The sequence below is a fragment of the Polynucleobacter sp. P1-05-14 genome (genome assembly GCF_018881675.1).
Lineage (GTDB): Bacteria > Pseudomonadota > Gammaproteobacteria > Burkholderiales > Burkholderiaceae > Polynucleobacter.
Genome location: NZ_JACVPV010000017.1, coordinates 67,236 through 87,170, shown reverse-complemented (window position 1 = coordinate 87,170; position 19,935 = coordinate 67,236). Strand labels below are relative to the sequence as shown.

Here is a 19,935-nt window from a genome sequence, read left to right as displayed (position 1 = left end):
AGCGCAGATGTCTGATGCATTAAATCTAGCACCCCCTATACCTGCTCCGCGGGCTGGGCAGCGCTTTACCTTTTCAGGGCTGGTGGGCTCGGCAGATGCCGCTTTAATCGCTCAAACCGCCCTGCGCTACCGTGATCAGTTTTCAGTGATGGTCATTTTTTGCGCTCAAGCCCAGGAAGCCCAGAGGCTTCTGGAAGAAATCCCCGCTTTTGCTCCGCAGCTAAAAACCCGGCTTTTGCCTGATTGGGAAATTCTTCCTTATGACCATTTTTCACCACATCAAGATTTGGTTTCTGAACGGCTTGCCACTCTGTATGAATTACTGAATGGTAGTTGCGATATTGTTTTAGTTCCAGTGACAACTGCTTTGCAAAGATTGGGTCCGCCGAACTTTTTATCTGGCCATACTTTTTTCTTTCGGCAAGGTGACAGACTGAATGAAGCTGCACTAAAGCTGCAACTGCAACAAGCTGGCTATGATCCTGTGAGCGCTGTAATGCGTCCCGGTGAATATAGTATTCGGGGTGGTTTATTTGATTTATTTCCAATGGGATCGAATCTGCCATATCGATTGGATCTCTTTGGTGATGAAATTGAACAGATTCGGGCATTTGATCCGGATACGCAACGAAGCCTTTACCCCGTCAAGGAAGTCCGTCTACTTCCTGGCCATGAATTTCCATTTGATGATGCTTCACGAACCGCTTTTAGAGGTCGCTGGAGAGAAGTATTTGAGGGTGATCCGAGTCGCTGCTCTATTTACAAAGATGCCAACCTAGGCATACCTAGTGCAGGTATTGAATCCTACCTACCCCTCTTCTTTGAAGAGAAATCCAACCTTTTTGATTACTTTCCACGCTCAGGTGATCCTGTATGGCTTGTCAGCATTGGTGATGTTGAAGAAACCATCAAAGGGTTTTGGAAGGACACGCTTTCTCGTTATGAGTTCCTCAAACACGATCTTGATCGCCCCATTCTCCCTCCAAAAGAATTATTTCTTGATGTCGACAAATTTTTCACTACCTCTAAATCGTATGCACGACTAACGCTTGAGAAGGACGGCGCTGAGAAAAGTCAATTCCTAGCGGTACCGGATATTGCCGTGCATCGTCGCGATACTGATCCGATCAACCTTCTACGCAAAGTAGTGTCATCTGAAAAGGTTCGTGTATTAGTTTGTAGCGACAGTGCAGGACGTAAAGAATCAATTCGACAACTCTTTGATGAGAGTAATTCGATTGCCGGATTCGACGGCAAACCGCTCTATCCGCTAAAGCCAGAGAGCTTTGAAAGTATTGCCGAGTTTATTAAAAGCGAATCATTATTTGGATTGGTCACTGCACCGCTCTTTAATGGATTTTCATGGCCAGCTGAAAATCTCCTGGTTATTACCGAGGCAGAGTTATTTACTACAACAGCACGACAGAGGCGTAAAGGTAAAAGCAATGAGAATGCTGATCCTGACATGCTCTTTAAGGATCTGTCTGAACTAAAGATCGGCGATCCCGTAGTTCATGCTGAACATGGCATTGGTCGCTATCAGGGTTTAGTACTTCTGAATTTAGCTACGCCTAAAGAGGCGCCAATTTTTGAAGAGTTCTTGCATTTGCAATATTCAGGACAGGCAACTTTGTATGTTCCTGTTCAGCAATTACAGATGGTCACACGTTATGCAGGTTCTGACCCCGATTCAGCACCACTGCATCAATTAGGTTCGGGCCAATGGGATAAGGCCAAACGCAAGGCCGCCCAACAAATTCGAGATACCGCAGCAGAGCTATTAGGTCTATATGCGGCTAGAGCGATACGCAAGGGTCATGCTTTTGAATTCTCAGCCCATGACTATGCTGCTTTTGCAGAAAGCTTTGGCTTTGAAGAAACTCCAGACCAAGCCAATGCTATTGCAGCCGTTATTGGTGATATGACGAGCGGCACGCCAATGGACCGCTTAGTCTGCGGAGATGTTGGCTTTGGGAAGACCGAAGTAGCGCTCCGAGCAAGCTTTGTTGCAGTCATGGGCGGCAAACAAGTCGCCATTTTGGCGCCAACCACCCTACTAGCTGAGCAACATGTGGCTACCTGGAAAGATCGATTTGCCGATTGGCCGGTCCGCATTGTTGAATTGTCACGCTTTAAAACAACCAAGGAAATTAATGCAGCCCTAGAGGCCATTGCCAAAGGTGATGCAGACATCATTATTGGCACACATAAGTTACTTTCCAAGGAGACGCAATTTGCCAATCTTGGCCTAGTGATTGTGGACGAGGAGCATCGCTTTGGAGTACGGCAAAAAGATGCTCTTAAGGCATTGCGTGCTGAAGTCGATATTCTGACGCTAACTGCTACGCCCATCCCAAGAACCTTGGGCATGGCTATGGAAGGATTACGTGAGTTCTCTATTATTGCCACTGCCCCTCAGAAACGTTTGGCAATTAAGACCTTTGTTCGTCGAGAGGGAGATGGCGTTATTCGTGAGGCCGTGCTTCGTGAAATTAAACGTGGCGGCCAGGTCTACTTCCTGCATAACGAAGTTGAAACGATTCAGAATCGCAAGCATGCTTTACAAGAGCTGATTCCGGAGGCACGTATTAGTGTTGCGCACGGACAGATGCATGAACGCGAGCTGGAATCTGTCATGCGTGAATTTGTTACCCAGCGTACCAATATTTTGCTGTGTACCACGATTATTGAGACTGGCATTGACGTACCCACAGCTAACACCATCATCATGCACCGCGCCGATAAGTTTGGTTTAGCTCAATTACACCAACTGCGTGGCCGTGTAGGTCGCTCACATCACCAAGCCTATGCTTATTTACTAGTGCCAGATCCTGAGGCACTCAGTAAGCAAGCGCAGTTGCGTCTTAATGCCATTCAAGCCATGGAAGAGCTGGGCTCTGGCTTCTATTTAGCTATGCATGATCTAGAAATTCGGGGTGCTGGTGAGGTCCTAGGCGACAAACAATCCGGTGAAATTCATGAGATTGGCTTCCAGCTGTATACCGAGATGCTCAATCGTGCTGTTAAGTCCCTTCGCAGTGGAAAGGAGCCTGATTTACTTTCACCATTGCAAGCAACCACCGATGTAAATCTTGGCGTTCCTGCCTTATTCCCAGAAGAGTACTGCCCTGATGTTCATGAGCGCCTATCGCTTTATAAGCGTTTTGCAGGTACAAACGACTTTTCTGAGCTCATGGGATTGCGTGAAGAACTGGTTGATCGTTTCGGCGACCTTCCCGATCAGGCAAAATCCTTTTATGAAACTCATCGTCTACGCTTAGAGATGACTGGTTTTGGCATTAAAAAGATTGATGCAACACCTACCTCGATTCAGATTCAATTTATCCCAAATCCGCCGATTGACCCAATGAAGATTATTCAGCTTATCCAGTCCTCTAAGCATATTCAACTTAATGGCCAAGATAAGCTTAAGGTGCTTCCTCAAAAAGACCGTGAATTCGAGAAGCTAGAACAACGCCTTGACGCTATACGCAATATCTTGCGACGCCTCAACGATTCCGCAGTGTTGAGCTCTGCAAAAGTAAGCTAACAATCCGATATGATTAAGCCATGCCCAAACACCAAGCCCTTGTAACGTTATCTAGAGAACCGATTGCCGATAAGCTTGTATTTTCATTAAAAGATCAGGCCTTAAAGTTTGGCATTTCATTGCACTCTAACGGCGGTCAAATCAGTAATGGTAGCTACTACTCTGAGCGTTTTGCATCAAGCGCCCATCTGGATACAGTACAACGGGAGCATCTGCGAACTATCGCAGCAAGGTTTAATACCGACCTGTGCTTTCTAAAGCCAGATCTCTTGCCACAAGATATCCGCGTACTAGCAATGGATATGGATTCAACGCTGATTAATATTGAATGCATTGATGAAATTGCTGATTTCACAGGCAAGAAGTCCGCTGTATCTGAAATTACTGAAGCTACTATGCGTGGTGAAATCAAAGACTTTAAAGAAAGCCTGAGAAGGCGTGTTGCACTTTTAGAAGGTGTACATGCTGATGCACTCGAATCTGTTTATCGAGAGCGCTTACGACCCAACCCGGGAGCAGCAGAACTTTTATCCGGGGCTCATGAACGTGGTTTGTACACCCTGCTTGTCTCAGGCGGCTTTACTTTCTTTACTGAAAAATTACGTCAAGAGCTTGGCTTCAAGCAAACTCAGGCGAATACGCTAGAAATCATCGATGGCAATCTTACCGGCAAGGTTCTTGGCGACATTGTCGATGGCGCAGCGAAGGCCGCTCATCTAGACGAAGCTTGTGCTCGCCTTGGCTGCACAAAAGCAAATGCCATCACCATGGGTGATGGTGCCAATGATCTGATAATGATGAATGGCTCAGGCATCAGCGTTGCTTACCAAGCAAAGCCTGTTGTCAAAGAAAAAGCCGACGCGGCTTTTGACCGAGTCGGCTTAGATGCTGCTTTACTACTGATCTCTTAAGCTTTTACCCAAGAGATCAGGGTAATTGTTGCGCGCGTTGCTCTTACAGGCGTTCAAAAATAGTAGCAATACCTTGTCCACCACCAATACACATTGTTACCAAAGCATATTTACCTTGAACGCGGTGTAACTCATGGATTGCCTTAGTAGCAATCGCAGCGCCAGAACAGCCAATTGGGTGACCCAAAGCGATTGCACCACCGTTGACGTTAGTCTTGGCTGGATCTAAACCTAAGCCCTTGGTAACCGCTAAAGCTTGTGCTGCGAAGGCTTCATTAGATTCAATGACATCCATTTGATCTAATTTCAAGCCAGCACGTTCAAGCGCAATTTTGGTTGCAGGAATTGGGCCTTCACCCATGATGTGGTTTGGAACACCAGCAACTGCATAAGACACCAAGCGAGCGATAGGCTTATGACCAGCTTTCTTTGCAGTTTCAGCATCAGCCAATACAAAGAATGCGGCACCATCATTAATACCCGATGCATTACCAGCCGTTACGGAACCACCCTCTTTTTTGAACACTGCCTTCATCTTGGCAAGCGTTTCCATCGTAGTTTCAGGCTTCACATGCTCATCGGTATCAAACACTACATCACCCTTACGAGTTTTAATAGTGATTGGCACGATCTGAGATTTAAAGCGACCTTCTTTAATTGCATTGGCAGCACGACGATGAGATTCCATGGCTAGAGCATCTTGCTCATCACGTGTTAACTTCCATTTTTCAACGAGATTTTCTGCTGTAACGCCCATATGACCAACACCAAATGGGTCAGTCAAAATACCAACCATCAAGTCGATCATTTTGGTATCGCCCATGCGTGCACCACTTCGCATCGCTGGAGAGCCATACATGCCGCGGGACATAACTTCAACGCCACCGCCAACACCATAGTCACAATCACCCAACATAATTTGCTGTGCAGTTGTAACGATTGCTTGCAAGCCAGAGCTACACAAACGATTTAATGCCATTGCCACTGATTCCATTGGCAGGCCAGCCTGGATAGATGCAACCCGTGCTACATAACCATAGCGGCTATCTGTAGGAATGGTGTTGCCCACAGTAATGTAATTAATCAAAGCAGGATCTACGCCTGAACGTGCTACCGCCTCTTTCATCACGATACCGCCGAGCTCGGAAGGCTCAAAACTACTCAGAGCACCGTTAAATGTACCAATTGCGGAGCGAACTGCACTTAAGACAACGACATCACGACTCATATCAATCCCCTTTGCTAAGCCCAATTGTTGGGCTGACTTTGTACTAAGTAAGTAATCCTACTATCAGTTTTATTGCATTCGTCAAGTTTCGGCTATTAGGTCATGCCCTTGGGAGCTAATCACAGTAGCCTTGATGATTTCACCGGCACGATAGCGCTTAGAAGGCTTGCTAGGGGGCAAAACCCTCACTAGACCATCAATTTCTGGGGCATCGCCAATGGTTCTGCCAATTCCGCCAGATTCATCTACCCGATCAATGATGACCTGAATGCGTTTGCCTATTTTTTTAGCAAGCCGTTTGATGGAAATATCTTCGGCTTTAGCCATAAACCTAGCGCGCCGCTCTTCTCGTAATTCAGCAGGAACTGGATTATCTAATTGGTTTGCAGTAGCGCCATCAACAGGAGAGTAGGCAAAACAACCGGCCCGATCAATTTGCGCCTCATCCAAGAAATTAAGAAGGTGTTCAAACTCCTCTTCGGTCTCTCCAGGGAAGCCTGCAATAAAGGTACTGCGAATAACCAAATCAGGACAAGCTTCGCGCCACGCCAAGATACGCTCCAAGTTCTTCTCACCACTCGCAGGACGCTTCATGCGCTTGAGGACATCTGGGTGCGAATGCTGCAGTGGAATATCTAAATACGGAAGAACACCATAACCATGCTCTGAGAACTCCGCCATCAAAGGCAAAACATCATCCACATGTGGATATGGATAAACGTAATGCAATCTGACCCAGGCCTGATGTTCACGCGCAATTTGATTTAACGAATTGACCAAATCAAACATTTTGGTTTTGACTGGTTTGCCATCCCAAAAGCCAGTGCGATATTGAATATCAACACCATAGGCACTTGTATCCTGAGAAACAACTAGCAACTCTTTTACGCCAGACTCAAATAATCTTTTTGCTTCAAGCAACACCTCACCAATCGGCCGTGAAACCAAATCACCACGCATATTGGGAATGATGCAGAAAGTGCAGCGATGGTTACAGCCTTCACTAATTTTGAGATAGGCGTAATGCTTAGGGGTGAGCTTGACACCAGCCGGGGGAACTAAATCCGTGAAGGGATCATGCGGCTTAGGCAGATGCAAATGAATGGCTTGCATTACCTCGTCGGTAGCATGAGGGCCTGTAACGGCGAGGACTTTGGGGTGAATGCTTGAAATGAGGTCGCTACCGTCAGCATTTTTTCTCGCACCCAGACAACCAGTCACAATGACTTTGCCATTTTCAGCGAGCGCCTCACCAATAGCAGAAAGACTTTCTTCCACGGCGGAGTCGATAAAGCCACAGGTGTTCACAACTACAAGATCAGCGCCAGAATAATCCTTGGCAGTCTCATATCCCTCAGCACTCAATTGCGTCAGGATTAGTTCAGAGTCTACAAGCGCCTTAGGGCATCCTAAGGATACAAATCCAATTTTCCCAGCCACAACTATTCTTTTTCAGTTTTATTGGGCTGAGGGGTAAATGGAAAGTTTCCAAAAATATTTTGAGAACCCTGCACCTGTTCTTGCATTTTGATAAAGAGATCTTTACTTTGCTCCATGTAGTTACCCATCAAGCCTTGCATCAGCGGGTTTTGGAGATTCATCATTTGTGACCATGCCTCTGGTGTACTGCCAGCACTGAGACCCTTCGTTTGATCGCCAAGCTTATTGTGAATGTCCACAAATGATTGCATGGTCTTCTCAAGATAGTTACCCATCAAACCCTGCATGGAGTTTCCATAAAAGCGAATGATTTGCGAAAGCATTTGTGATGAAAATACTGGTGCGCCACCAGCCTCTTCCTCAAGAATAATTTGCAGCAATATATTGCGCGTTAAATCTTCTTCAGTTTTGGCATCAACTACTTTAAATACTTCATTAGCCATAACCAAGTTTTTGATGTCAGATAGCGTGACGTATGTACTTGTCTGGGTGTCGTAGAGACGACGATTCGGATACTTCTTAATGAGCCGATCTTCGCCAGCTCGTTTAGCGCGGGTAACCATGTATTTTCCTTACTATTTACTGCATCGCAACATCAGCGTAGTTTAGCCTTAAGTTGACCAAAAGGTAAATATGCTGTGTTGCGTACTGCACGTACTACAAATACTGAATTAATTGTTGCAGTGCAATATTAACCAGTGTGGATACCGCCGTTTAAGGAGAAGTCTGCACCAGTAGCATAGCCACCATCTTCAGAAGCTATCCAGCAGCAGATAGAGGCAATCTCTTCAGGAGTGCCCAAACGCTTGACTGGAATGCCAGAAACAATCTTCTCAAGGACATCTTCGCGGATAGCTTTAACCATATCAGTGCCGATATAACCAGGGGACACCGTATTTACAGTAACGCCCTTAGTGGCAACTTCTTGAGCTAGGGCCATAGTAAAGCCGTGCAGGCCTGCCTTTGCAGTGGAATAGTTCGCCTGACCAAACTGGCCCTTTTGACCATTGACAGAGGAAATATTAATAATCCGGCCCCAGTTATTTTCAACCATGCCATCAATCACTTGTTTGGTAACGTTAAACAAGGAATTCAGGTTGGTATCAATCACAGCTTTCCATGCGTCTGGGGTCATTTTGCGGAAAACGCTGTCACGGGTAATGCCGGCATTATTTACCAATACGTCTACACGACCTACTTCAGCCTTAACCTTCTCAAAGGCAGCGACCGTACTATCCCAATCGGAAACATTACCTTCGGAAGCAATAAAATCATAGCCCAAGGCTTTTTGCTCACCAATCCAGCGATCTTTACGCGGAGAATTTGGACCACAGCCTGCGATCACTTTAAAGCCATCTTTAGCTAAACGTTGGCAGATAGCGGTACCAATACCACCCATACCACCAGTTACATATGCGACTTTTTGAGACATTACTTTCCCCTTTTTAAAACCTTCGTTAATTATTAATTGAGTTCTGGCGTTGCTTTTTCTTTTACATACACGCCAGGTGCCGCTTGCATTTTTTTGTACTTAGCATTTCCAAAAGTAGTACCTGCTGGTTTCATTTCACCGCCAAATTGCGCAAGCCATTTGGTGTAATCAGGCCACCAACTTCCTGGAATTTGTTTTGCCCCCTCTAGCCAATCCTGGGCTGTTGGAGCAATCTTGTTATTTTCAAAGTAATAACGCTTATTTTTAGCCGGAGGATTGATCACACCCGCAATATGTCCAGAAGCGCCTAATACGAAACGATTTTTACCTTTCAGAAGATGAGTCGATTCGTAAGCAGACCTCCAAGGAACAATGTGATCTTCTTGGGATGCATATAAATATGCGGGGCAATTGATTTTTCCGAGATCCACTTTTTCACCGCAAATTTTTACTTTACCGGGCTTCACTAAATCATTCTGCAAGTAGGTATGTCGAAGGTACCAGCAGTACATTGCGCCAGGAAGATTGGTAGAGTCGCCATTCCAATACAACAAATCAAATGGTGGGGGTGAATTACCTTTGAGGTAGTTCTCCACTACGTAGTTCCATACCAAATCATTCGGACGCAAGAATGAAAAGGTATTGCCTAAATCGAGGCCTGACATCATGCCGTACTTACCGCCCTTACCGCCAATAGAGTTCTCGCGCATCTCCACCATGCCTTCATCGATAAAGACATCCAGAATTCCGGTATCCGTGAAATCCAATAAGGTGGTTAGGAGCGTCAAGCTTGCTGCTGGGTGCTCGTCTCGGGCTGCCAGGACAGCCAACGCAGAGCTGGTTAAGGTCCCGCCAACACAAAATCCTAAAATATTAATTTGCTTGATATCGCCGATTTCTTTTACGACTTCAATTGCCTTGATAACACCCTTGCCTACGTAATCATCCCAACTTACTTCTGCCATGGAAGCATCTGGGTTCTTCCAAGAAACCAAAAACACGGTATGGCCTTGGCTAACCATGTGACGCACTACAGAGTTATCAGGCTGTAAATCGAGAATGTAATACTTATTGATGCACGGTGGCACCATTAAATAAGGGCGTTCAAATACTTGTTCTGTTAATGGCGTGTATTGAATTAACTCGAATAACTCATTACGAAACACCACATGACCCTCTGTAGTGGCAATATTTTTTCCCACTTCAAAAGCAGATTCATCTGTTTGAGAGACCTTACCTTTTTTCATATCCCCCAATAAATTAACAATCCCTTTTTGAATTGATTGTCCTTGGGAGCTAATAATGCTTTCTAATACCTCTGGATTGGTGGCAATAAAGTTAGATGGTGACAAAGCATCAATCATTTGCTCAGTAGTAAATAATATTTTCTGCTTTGACTTTTCGTCCGTCTCAACTGCTTTTGCTAACTCCATGAGATGCTTGGAATTAAGTAAATAAGTAGCAGCAATGACTTTGCTCCAGGATGAGTGCCAGGCCTTACCTGCAAAACGACGATCTTTAACCTCAATCGCTTCAGGATTGGTTGCAATGTGCGCTAATTCAGTGAAATATTCTTTTTGGATTTCAGATAAACGCTCTGGCGGAATTAGCGCCATATGATGCGGTGCCAAAGATGGTGTTGCACCAGTATTCATGCCTGCAAACATAGTAGTCTCTTCAATTAATTAGAGACATTCTCCGCCCTTAAGCACTATAGAGTTATACGCAATAACCCTAGCTTGGTGCACGGGCTAGTACTAACCCGCATGCTTTTGTGCACAAGCTATTTTTCAATCCAGATAGCTGAGGCAAATCTTCCAGTCTCACCATCACGACGATAAGAGAAAAACTGCTGCTGATCTCGAACAGTGCAGTATTCGCCACCGAAAATCATTTTTATGCCGCAAGCCTCTAAACGCGCTCGAGCCAGCATGTAGATATCCGCCAGAAACTTTCCAGGTTTATGGGATATTTCAGTGAATGCATTCTTTGGAACAGGAGGGCCGGAGTCTTGAAATGACTTCACAACATCCTCTCCAACCTCAAATGATTCAGGTCCAATTGCTGGTCCTAGCCAAGCCATGAAGTCTGCCGCAGTGGATCCATCAGAAATTTTGAGCAACTCAGTAATCGTATTTTCCAGAATTCCAGCACAAAGACCCCTCCAGCCAGCATGTGCAGCACCAACGGCAGTCCCTTTGGAGTTAGTAAATAACACTGGCAAGCAGTCTGCCGTCATGATGACCAAGACCTCTTCAAGAGCATTAGTAACCGAGGCATCAGCCTCAATTGCCAGCCCCCGGTTTAAGTCTCGACTTTTCGGAGTGCTTACTGTTGTTTGGTTAGTCTGCTTTAACCAGATAGGCTCACCCGGCATGTCTTTAGTAAAAATAGCTCTATTGGCCAAAACATCTTCAACGCGGTCGCCCACATGATCGCCCAGATTTAGAGAATCATATGGAGCTTGACTTACCCCGCCTAACCTTGTGCTGACTGCTGTGCGCACCGACTTTGGGGCGGGCCATTGAGGAGCAACCAATCTCATCAGCGTGCCTCATTTTCAATAGAGGCCAACACAACAGATTCTTTCGGAAGAACTTCGTCACTCATTCCAACTTGCGGTAATAAGTCCAATAAATCCTGTGGTGGCAAGCGGAACCAAGTCATCAACTCATGTTTCACCGGATGTTGAAGACTTAAAGCAAAGGCATGTAAGGCCTGGCGATTAAATGACAGATTTTTAGCTACACCCGGAACCTTTTTGCGGTAGACCGGGTCGCCCACCAATGGAAAACCGAGTGATTCAAGATGAACACGAATCTGATGCGTGCGCCCTGTTTCCAGGCGACACTCTAACAATGTGACAGCAGCCTCTCCAACCAAACCCTTGGCTAAGCGTCGAAATAAAGTAGCTGCTGGTTTTCCTTGGGGACTGCCTGCGGACATCTTTAGGCGATCTCGCTGATCACGCCCAACCGAAGCCAGGACTTTGCCTTGACTGGGGGCATCACCCCACACCCAAGCCAAATAGCGACGTCCCACCGTTCTTTCTTGAAGTTGACGTACTAGGGAGGTTTGGGCTTGAGATGTTCTCGCCACGACCATGAGGCCTGAAGTGTCCTTATCCAGGCGATGCACTATTCCCGCCCTGGGGAGCGATTTGAGCTCAGGATAATAAAATAAGAGGCCATTTAACAGGGTTCCGGACCAATTTCCCGCTGCTGGGTGTACCACGAGGCCAGGCGGCTTATTGACCACAATGATGTCCTCATCCTCGTAGACCACATCCAGGGGAATATCTTCAGGGTTGAAGGCAAACTGCTCGGGCATTTCCTGTGGGAAAACCTTAACACTCTCGCCGCCATGGAGCAAATAACGGGCTTTAGTAACCTTTCCATCGACCATAACGGCGCCAGCTTCAACCCAAGCCTTAAGGCGATTACGTGAATAATCAGGCAAAGACCCTGCTAGCACCTTGTCCAAGCGCTCGCCAGCCATCTCCAAAGGGATATCTAGGGAGATGAAATCCTCATCATCGATATAATCAATGGGATTCGATTCAGGAGTTTGCGGCAATGCCACGCTTAGAGAGCCTTTCAGTTATGTCCGACGTAATATCAGACGCCAGTTTAAGGCTTGCTGGGAATTCTTCCTCACAAAAAAAGAGCTTCCATATAAGTGGCACTCCTTTTGCCCTGCTTTTAGCCTTCGTGTTCGCATTAATGCTTTTGGGTGGATGCGCAGGTAGCGATGGCAGCAAAGATGACACAGACATCTGGTCAGAGGCAAAACTCTATTCTGAAGCCACTGACAAACTCAATGATGCTGACTTTGCTAAGTGCGGCAAGTACTTTGAAAAATTAGAGGCACGCTTTCCTTTCGGTCCCTATTCACAACAAGCACAAATTAACTCTGCTTATTGCTACTGGAAAGCGCAAGAACAAACTCAAGCACTGGTTGCGATTGATCGCTTTATTAAATTACATCAAGGTAGCGAAAGTCTAGATTACGCTTATTACTTGAAAGGTCTCATTACTTTTAATGATGACTTGGGATGGCTTGGTAAGTTCACTGGCCAGGATCTCAGTGAGCGCGATCCTAAAGCCGCAAAAGAGGCCTTTGAGTCATTCAAGGTAGTAGTGGAACGCTTCCCAGACAGCAAGTACGCTCCAGATGCATTAGATCGCATGCGCTATATAGTGAATTCTCTTGCTGAGGCGGATGTGATTGTTGCGCGCTTTTATTATCAACGTGGTGCCTATCTGGCCGCAGCCAATCGCGCTCAGCTAGTTATACGTGATTACGATCGCGCACCTGCAGTTGAAGAAGCGCTCTACATACTCACTAAGTCTTATGAGAAGCTTGGTATGGTCGATCTCAGCAATGATTCAGCCCGCGTCTTCAAATTAAACTTCCCAGACAGTCAAATGATGATCACCGGTCAACGTGTTCAAAAAGAACGCAGATGGTGGCAGTTCTGGAATAAGTAAGATTGTTTCAATATCAACAAAAATCCTCCGCTGTGGAGGATTTTTTATTTACTGGCTTGGCATTTTCTTTATCTACTGGATCTCAACAGGAACCCTAGGCGCCAAAGCACAAAGCAACTCATAACCAATGGTTCCACTCATTTGCGCCACATCATCGACTGGAACTTTGTCACCCCAGAGTTGAACTACGCTACCGATGCCTGCATTTGGCGCATTGCTTAAATCAATCGCCAGCATATCCATAGAGACTCTTCCAACCAGAGGGCAAATGATCCCATGATTACGATTGCCAACCCAAACTGGCGTGCCATCTTTAGCATGACGTGGATACCCATCAGCATAGCCGCAAGCCACAATGCCAACACGCATTGCATGAGGCGCTTCATAACGACCACCATAACCAATGCGATCACCTTTTTGAAGATCTTGAATATCGATAATTTCACTATGAAGTTGCATGACCGCTCTGAGGTTGGCATGCTCAATATCAGCATGCAGTCCTGTTGGTGATGCGCCGTAGAGCATGATGCCTGGGCGTACCCAATCGCCTAAGGCGTGGCGATGCCACAAAATAGCTGCAGAGTTTGCTAGCGATGTCGCACCCTTTAAACCAGCAATCGTTTCATTAAATAACTCTTGTTGACCGCCAACTGAAGGTAACTGATCCACTTGATCCGCATTGGCAAAATGGGTCATGTGATGCATGTGATAACCAGTAGCATGCAAGCGATGGAAAACAGTTCGATAAACCTCGGGCTTAAATCCTAAGCGATTCATGCCGGTATTCATCTTTAGAAAAACACTTAAAGGCTTATGGTTTTTACCTTTAAATCGCTCCAGCCAATCTACTTGAGCATCACAGTGGACCACAAGGTCACACGCTAAATCTTCCGCTCGGCTTAGCTCATTTTCATGAAATAAACCTTCTAAAAGGAGGATGCGCCCCTGCCAGCCATGTTCCCTTAGCCAGGCGGCGTCCTGTATGTCTAACAAGGCAAAGCCATCGGTAGAGGACAGACCCTTTAGCGCAGCTTCAAAACAATGGCCATAGGCTCGGGCTTTAATAACAGACCAAATTTTGGATTCTGGCGCCAATTCCCGAACTCGGTTTAAATTATGCTGAAAGGCGGCAATATCAATAGATGCCAAAATTGGTCTATTAATCAGGCCGTTAGCTGAATCACCCATTTTCACCCCTCCTTTCATGCTTTAATTGCAGTAATGACTAGATTGTACGAATGAACCGTAGCTTTTACATCATTATGGCGGCGCAATTTTTTTCGTCGCTTGCCGATAATGCTCTCCTAATTGCCGCTATTGCGCTCTTGGCCCAGCTTCAAGCTCCGGCCTGGATGACGCCGCTGCTCAAATTGTTCTTTGTATTGTCCTACGTTCTTCTGGCCGCCTTTGTAGGTGCCTTTGCAGACTCCCGCCCCAAGGGCAATGTCATGTTCATCACCAATACTATTAAGTTTGTTGGCTGCGTGACCATGTTGTTCGGTAGCCATCCTTTAATGGCCTACGCCATCGTTGGCCTAGGTGCCGCCGCTTACTCACCAGCTAAATATGGGATTCTGACCGAACTTCTGCCACCTGAAAAATTAGTTGCTGCCAATGGTTGGATCGAAGGTTTAACGGTGGGCTCAATCATTATGGGCACCGTTTTGGGTGGCGTTCTCATTAGTAGCACCGTATCTCAAAGTCTTTTAGCCCTTGACATGCCTACATTTGATACTGGCATTGATACGCCAGCTGAGTCGGCAATTCTGATCATCATGATGATTTATGTCGTTGCCGCACTCATTAACTTAAGGATTCCCGATACCGGCGCACGATACGTTTCTCAGAAAACCAATCCCATTGAATTGGTCAAAGACTTTGCCATTTGCTTTAAGACACTCTGGAATGATCGCTTAGGTCAAATCTCCCTAGCAGTAACAACCTTGTTTTGGGGTGCTGGTGCAACTCTGCAATTTATTGTCATTAAGTGGGCGCAAGTGGCTTTGCATATGAACCTATCCCAGGGGGCTATTTTGCAAGCCATTTCCGCTGTAGGCGTTGCCGGTGGTGCTGTATATGCAGCTTGGCGTATTCCACTTCGTAAATCCCTAAAGGTACTGCCCTATGGCATTGCTATGGGCCTAGTGGTCTGCGTCATGGCAGTCTATAACTCAGATATGCTTCCCAATATAAGCATCCTTACAATGGGCAAGTTGCAGATATCTCTGAACTTATTGCCTGCTTATTTTTTATTAATACTAGTAGGTTGGTTGGCGGGCTACTTTGTAGTGCCAATGAACGCCTTGTTGCAGCATCGTGGTCACGTCCTGATGTCTGCAGGCCACTCCATTGCAGTACAGAACTTTAACGAGAACATCTCTGTTTTGGTGATGTTGTTAATTTATTCTCTGCTGATCTGGCTGGATATACCAGTTCAATTTGTGATTATCGGATTTGGTTTGATTGTTAGCCTAATAATGTGGCTAGTGATTAAACGCCACGCCAGAAATCAAGCGGAGTATGACTCCATGCATCTGATCGGCGAACACAAGCAATAGACTTGCATACGCTTAGATCAACTGTTTTGCAGCACAGATCTCGCTAACAACATATCCTGCCAGAGCAATGCCTTATCATTTGGTTTTGCAAGTACTTGATTGAGTTCAAATGAAGCAATTACTGGAATCTCTTCTTCATTGCCAGTATTTAAAGCTAAAACTGTTTCACGCAACTGCGGTAATGGATCTCTTTCACCAGTGATTTTTTGGGCAGCAGGCCCACCGAAGGCAATTGCTATAACAGGCATCTCAGGGGCACTCAACTGACTCAGACTATGCCCTGGATTTTTCCAAGCCCACTCATTTTTAGCCAGTCCCAAAACACGAATCATATTTTGAAATAAGATTTGAGCATCCCCCTGTGGTTCACTACCAAAAAACCACCACATTCCATAGCAAACTCTTGGAGTTGACTGTGCAAGCTCAGGAGAGGCTTGAGCGTTAGTCTGCTCGGTTACTGAGGCTGTCTCCTGTATGACATCCCGAGAAGTCCATTCGGTGATGCCCATCTCTTTTAAGAAGGCTGAATGAGTATTGGTCATGGCTCTAGCTTAATCGATTTGGCCATAACGAGCGCATCTTCTCGAGATCCAGTCTCCAGGTTGGCTGGATAGTAATTCTTACGCACACCAATTTGCTCGTAACCCAATTTTTGATAGAGCGTTATTGCAGCGGTATTGCTTGGCCTTACCTCTAAGATAATTCGGGGCATTTTTTGTTGGGCTGCTACACCCTCGATCGCAGCCATCATTCTTTGGCCTAGCCCAAGCTTGCGCAAATGAGGCGAGACCGTAATATTGAGAAGGTGCAATTCATCTACCGCGGGAAAAAGGATGCAGTAAGCCCAAAGCACTGCTGGATCCAAATAACTACCCTTCACCATTTGGTCTACTTGCGGACGAATGCAATAAGCCCAATGTCCAGCAGCTAAAGAATCGGAAAAATTACCTTTTGTCCAAGGGTGAATGTGCGAGACGGACTCTATCTTGAGAACTTCATCTAAGTCTACAACTTGCATTGGCATGAACGAGAGCTCTGCAATACCTCCTGCCGGGGAAATATCAGACATTATTTCATCCCCCCTTCACGCTCTGCAGTGGTAAATGCCACTTTATTTCGCACATACATTGGCTCAAGCAGTCGAACATCTTCCTGCAAACCTTCTTTAAACGATTGGTTGGCGCACTCTAAGACACCCAATGCAGAGATTGAGATCTCGACATCCTTTGGACCATCAAATAGGGGCATACGATTGCTGTAGGCATTTAAAGCGCTACCAGCTATGAGTTGCAAGCCATCAAAGTTAAGCACTTCAGGCTTTGTGAGGTGAATATCACTCACGCGTTTTGGTAATTGAGTAGCTTGAGACTCATAGTTCGCCCAATAAATTTCTTCCATGCGTGCATCAATGGCAATCATGAAGCGTTGAGGCTTGGTCTTTTTATAAATCTCGGCGCTGGTAATTTGCGCGGCTATTGCATCTAAGCTACATACGGATATGACCGGAAGATTATTTGAAATTGCCAGGCCTTGAACTGCAGCCACACCCAATCTAACCCCCGTGAATGCGCCGGGACCAATACCAACAGCAATAGCATCAAGATCTTTTAAAGACAGTTTTGCATTAGCTAGCAGCGACTCAACCCAGGGCAATAGAAGTTGGCTGGCACCAGCTGAAACAGCTTCATGCCTGAACTCTGGTGCTTTATCACCTAAAGATAAAGCCACCGAACACCACGCTGAAGAGGTGTCGATGGCCAATATATTTGCCAATTTGAATCCTGTTTGCTAATTACAAAACCAAATTATGAACTTAATCCTGCAATCACCTCAGGAGGCGCTTGAACCAGCTCAATGAGCACCCCTTCACCGCTAATCGGGAACTCGTCATTCCCCTTGGGGTGCACAAAAGTAATGTCATAGCCTGCAGCACCCTTGCGGATGCCCCCTGGAGCAAAGCGCAGGCCATTGGCTGAGAGCCACTCAACCGCTTTAGGGAGGTCATCCACCCACAAACCAATATGGTTCAGGGGTGTCTGATGTACAGCTGGTTTCTTTTCGATGTCAAATGGCTGCATCAGATCAACCTCTATCTCATAGGCACCTGAACCAATCGCACAAATATCTTCATCTACGTTTTCACGCTCAGAGACAAAAGTACTTTTGTATTCAAATCCGAGCATATCAACCCACAACTTCTTGAGTCGATCTTTATTTTCGCCGCCTATTGCGATTTGCTGAATACCTAAAATCTTAAATGGCTTAGTGCTCATAGTCATTAACCTGGTTACTCAAAGCGGATAATTAATTGATCCACCGCCAAGCTATCACCCTCTTTAGCGCAGATTTCAGCAACCACACCATCTTGCATAGCGGATAGCGTATTTTCCATCTTCATCGCTTCAATTGAGGCTAGTTTCTGACCTGCGGTAACCGCTTCACCTGCCTTGACAGCAATTTTCGTTAATAGGCCTGGCATTGGAGACATTACTAATTTAGAAGTATCTGGCGGTAACTTGACAGGCATGCGACGTTGTAACTCTGCGCCCAAAGGGCTCAGAACCATACATTCGAAATGGGCGCCATCCAGAATTAACAGATACTTAACGCCACGACGCTCTACTTGTGCAGTAATCTTATGTGTACCGTTAATGGTTGCGTGCAGACAAATCTGCCCAGGACGCCAGTCACTCACAATGTCATAACGGCTCACACCATCAGCATCATCGATGTATACAGAATAGATGCCGTCTTTCAATTCAACGCGAATAGGCACTTCATACGGATCATTCATGGAGCCGGTTTTTTTACCAGTAACCACTACGAATTTCTTTGCAATGATCATTTCATGGCCAGCTAATTGCCCATCAATCATCTTAATATGCTCAAGATAGCGATAGCGCATAAACGCAGCTAATGCTGCCAAACGCTTAGGATCAGCGGGCTGTACAGAATCCTTTTTAAAGCCCTCTGGATATTCTTCAGCGATAAAGCCAGTTGTAAAGTCGCCATTTACAAAGCGAGGGTGTTGCAATAAGGCCGCCTGAAATGGAATATTGGAATGAATGCCGCGAATCACGAAATCATTTAATGCTGCGCGCATCTTTTCAATTGCTTCTGTACGATCCTTGCCGTGAACAATCAATTTAGCAATCATTGAATCGTAATACATTGGGATTTCACCGCCCTCATACACACCGGTATCTACACGCACTCCATTAACAGATTCTGGTGGACGATACTTCACTAAGCGGCCAGTTGATGGAAGGAAATTGCGGAATGGATCATCAGCATTAATTCGACACTCCATCGACCATCCATCTAACTTCACATCTTCTTGCTTGAATTCCAACTTCTCGCCTGCAGCAACACGAATCATCTGCTCGACCAAGTCAAGGCCGGTAATACTTTCGGTCACTGGATGCTCAACCTGCAAACGGGTATTCATTTCCAGGAAGTAGAAAGACTTATCTTTTCCTACAACGAACTCAACGGTACCGGCGGACTGGTAGTTCACGGCCTTAGCTAATGCAACCGCTTGTTCGCCCATAGCTTTACGAGTCACTGGATCAATAAAGGGTGAAGGCGCCTCTTCAATCACCTTTTGATGACGGCGCTGAATAGAGCAATCGCGCTCATTGAGATAAACCACATTGCCAAAGGAGTCACCTAAAACCTGAATCTCAATATGACGCGGACCCTCTACAAACTTCTCGATAAAAATACGATCGTCACCGAAGCTGTTCATCGCTTCTGTTTTGCAGGCTGCAAAACCCTCAGCAGCCTCTTTGTCATTAAATGCAACTCGCAAACCCTTACCACCACCGCCTGCCGAAGCTTTAATCATGACGGGATAGCCAATACCTTGAGCAATTTTGACCGCTTCTTCAGTGGTGTCAATCGCCTCGTTATAACCAGGAATAGTATTTACCTTGGCTTCTAAAGCAAGCTTCTTAGATGCGATCTTGTCACCCATAGCAGCGATGGATTGATGCTTAGGGCCAATAAAGAAAATGCCCTCTTCCTCGCAACGCTTAGCAAACTGCTCATTCTCAGATAAGAAGCCGTAGCCAGGATGCACCGCTTCAGCGCCGGTATCTTTGCAGGCTTGGATAATGCGGTCCATTACTAAGTAAGATTCACGCGAAGGTGCCGGTCCAATGCAAACAGCCTCATCTGCCAGTTGTACGTGACGCGCCTCTTTATCTGCCTCAGAATAAACAGCAACAGTCTTGATGCCCATTTTTTTAGCGGTCATCATCACACGGCAAGCAATCTCGCCGCGGTTAGCAATCAGTATTTTCTTAAACATTTTCGTAGTCATAA

At 45.9% G+C, this 19,935-nt stretch carries 17 protein-coding genes; 4 read left to right on the top strand and 13 right to left on the bottom strand.

The window, feature by feature from the left end; translation table 11 throughout:
- Positions 1-7 precede the first annotated feature (7 nt).
- Positions 8-3,550, top strand: a complete 3,543-nt coding sequence (gene mfd / locus ICN37_RS07950; RefSeq protein ID WP_216156426.1) for a transcription-repair coupling factor — start codon at positions 8-10, stop codon at positions 3,548-3,550.
- Between the two features lie 20 nt (positions 3,551-3,570).
- Positions 3,571-4,461, top strand: coding sequence for a phosphoserine phosphatase SerB (serB, locus tag ICN37_RS07945; protein WP_216156423.1), 891 nt, complete (start codon positions 3,571-3,573; stop codon positions 4,459-4,461).
- A gap of 43 nt (positions 4,462-4,504) precedes the next feature.
- Here the strand turns inward: serB and ICN37_RS07940 are convergent, their stop codons facing one another.
- The 7 genes from ICN37_RS07940 to ICN37_RS07910 all read right to left on the bottom strand — a co-directional run bounded on the left by ICN37_RS07940 (position 4,505) and on the right by ICN37_RS07910 (position 12,143).
- Positions 4,505-5,689 carry an acetyl-CoA C-acyltransferase family protein gene (locus tag ICN37_RS07940; protein ID WP_216156420.1) on the bottom strand — a complete coding sequence of 395 codons (1,185 nt, stop codon included), beginning with the start codon at positions 5,687-5,689 and terminating at the stop codon, positions 4,505-4,507.
- Positions 5,690-5,770: 81 nt separating this feature from the next.
- The gene (gene rimO, locus ICN37_RS07935) at positions 5,771-7,129 is read right to left on the bottom strand and encodes a 30S ribosomal protein S12 methylthiotransferase RimO (protein ID WP_216156417.1); all 1,359 of its coding nucleotides are present in this window, start codon (positions 7,127-7,129) and stop codon (positions 5,771-5,773) included.
- A 2-nt stretch (positions 7,130-7,131) separates the two neighbouring features.
- Positions 7,132-7,692: a polyhydroxyalkanoate synthesis repressor PhaR gene (gene phaR, locus ICN37_RS07930; protein WP_216156415.1), complete on the bottom strand. Its 561-nt coding sequence runs from the start codon at positions 7,690-7,692 to the stop codon at positions 7,132-7,134.
- Between the two features lie 128 nt (positions 7,693-7,820).
- Complete coding sequence (locus ICN37_RS07925; protein WP_072582397.1) at positions 7,821-8,561, bottom strand: 3-ketoacyl-ACP reductase; 741 nt, start codon at positions 8,559-8,561, stop codon at positions 7,821-7,823.
- 32 nt (positions 8,562-8,593) lie between these two features.
- On the bottom strand, positions 8,594-10,228 hold the full coding sequence (gene phaC, locus ICN37_RS07920) for a class I poly(R)-hydroxyalkanoic acid synthase (RefSeq protein ID WP_216156412.1): 1,635 nt from the start codon (positions 10,226-10,228) through the stop codon (positions 8,594-8,596).
- Between the two features lie 116 nt (positions 10,229-10,344).
- The gene (pgeF, locus tag ICN37_RS07915; RefSeq protein WP_216156409.1) at positions 10,345-11,106 is read right to left on the bottom strand and encodes a peptidoglycan editing factor PgeF; all 762 of its coding nucleotides are present in this window, start codon (positions 11,104-11,106) and stop codon (positions 10,345-10,347) included.
- On the bottom strand, positions 11,106-12,143 hold the full coding sequence (locus ICN37_RS07910) for an RluA family pseudouridine synthase (RefSeq protein ID WP_216156406.1): 1,038 nt from the start codon (positions 12,141-12,143) through the stop codon (positions 11,106-11,108). Before ICN37_RS07910 ends, pgeF begins: the two co-directional genes overlap by 1 nt.
- Before the next feature lie 20 nt (positions 12,144-12,163).
- Between ICN37_RS07910 and ICN37_RS07905 the strand changes: the two genes are divergently transcribed.
- Entirely contained in the window at positions 12,164-13,051 is an 888-nt protein-coding gene (locus ICN37_RS07905) for an outer membrane protein assembly factor BamD (protein WP_216156404.1), read from the top strand.
- 72 nt (positions 13,052-13,123) lie between these two features.
- Here ICN37_RS07905 and alr read toward each other — a convergent pair whose 3' ends face one another.
- Positions 13,124-14,239: an alanine racemase gene (gene alr / locus ICN37_RS07900; protein ID WP_216860941.1), complete on the bottom strand. Its 1,116-nt coding sequence runs from the start codon at positions 14,237-14,239 to the stop codon at positions 13,124-13,126.
- 50 nt (positions 14,240-14,289) lie between these two features.
- Here alr and lplT point away from each other — a divergent pair, with 50 nt between their 5' ends.
- On the top strand, positions 14,290-15,609 hold the full coding sequence (gene lplT, locus ICN37_RS07895; RefSeq protein ID WP_216156401.1) for a lysophospholipid transporter LplT: 1,320 nt from the start codon (positions 14,290-14,292) through the stop codon (positions 15,607-15,609).
- A 17-nt stretch (positions 15,610-15,626) separates the two neighbouring features.
- Here lplT and ICN37_RS07890 read toward each other — a convergent pair whose 3' ends face one another.
- From ICN37_RS07890 to accC, 5 genes are read right to left on the bottom strand one after another with little or no spacing between them, the layout of a single operon-like run.
- Positions 15,627-16,151, bottom strand: a complete 525-nt coding sequence (locus tag ICN37_RS07890; protein ID WP_216156398.1) for a hypothetical protein — start codon at positions 16,149-16,151, stop codon at positions 15,627-15,629.
- Positions 16,148-16,678 (bottom strand): ribosomal protein S18-alanine N-acetyltransferase, encoded by a 531-nt coding sequence (gene rimI, locus ICN37_RS07885; protein ID WP_215322127.1) that lies wholly within the window; start codon positions 16,676-16,678, stop codon positions 16,148-16,150. Before rimI ends, ICN37_RS07890 begins: the two co-directional genes overlap by 4 nt.
- Complete coding sequence (gene tsaB / locus ICN37_RS07880) at positions 16,678-17,382, bottom strand: tRNA (adenosine(37)-N6)-threonylcarbamoyltransferase complex dimerization subunit type 1 TsaB (protein WP_216156395.1); 705 nt, start codon at positions 17,380-17,382, stop codon at positions 16,678-16,680. Before tsaB ends, rimI begins: the two co-directional genes overlap by 1 nt.
- Before the next feature lie 32 nt (positions 17,383-17,414).
- Positions 17,415-17,882: a VOC family protein gene (locus ICN37_RS07875; RefSeq protein ID WP_215322123.1), complete on the bottom strand. Its 468-nt coding sequence runs from the start codon at positions 17,880-17,882 to the stop codon at positions 17,415-17,417.
- A 14-nt stretch (positions 17,883-17,896) separates the two neighbouring features.
- Complete coding sequence (gene accC / locus ICN37_RS07870; RefSeq protein WP_255538496.1) at positions 17,897-19,933, bottom strand: acetyl-CoA carboxylase biotin carboxylase subunit; 2,037 nt, start codon at positions 19,931-19,933, stop codon at positions 17,897-17,899.
- Between the last annotated feature and the right edge of the window lie 2 nt (positions 19,934-19,935).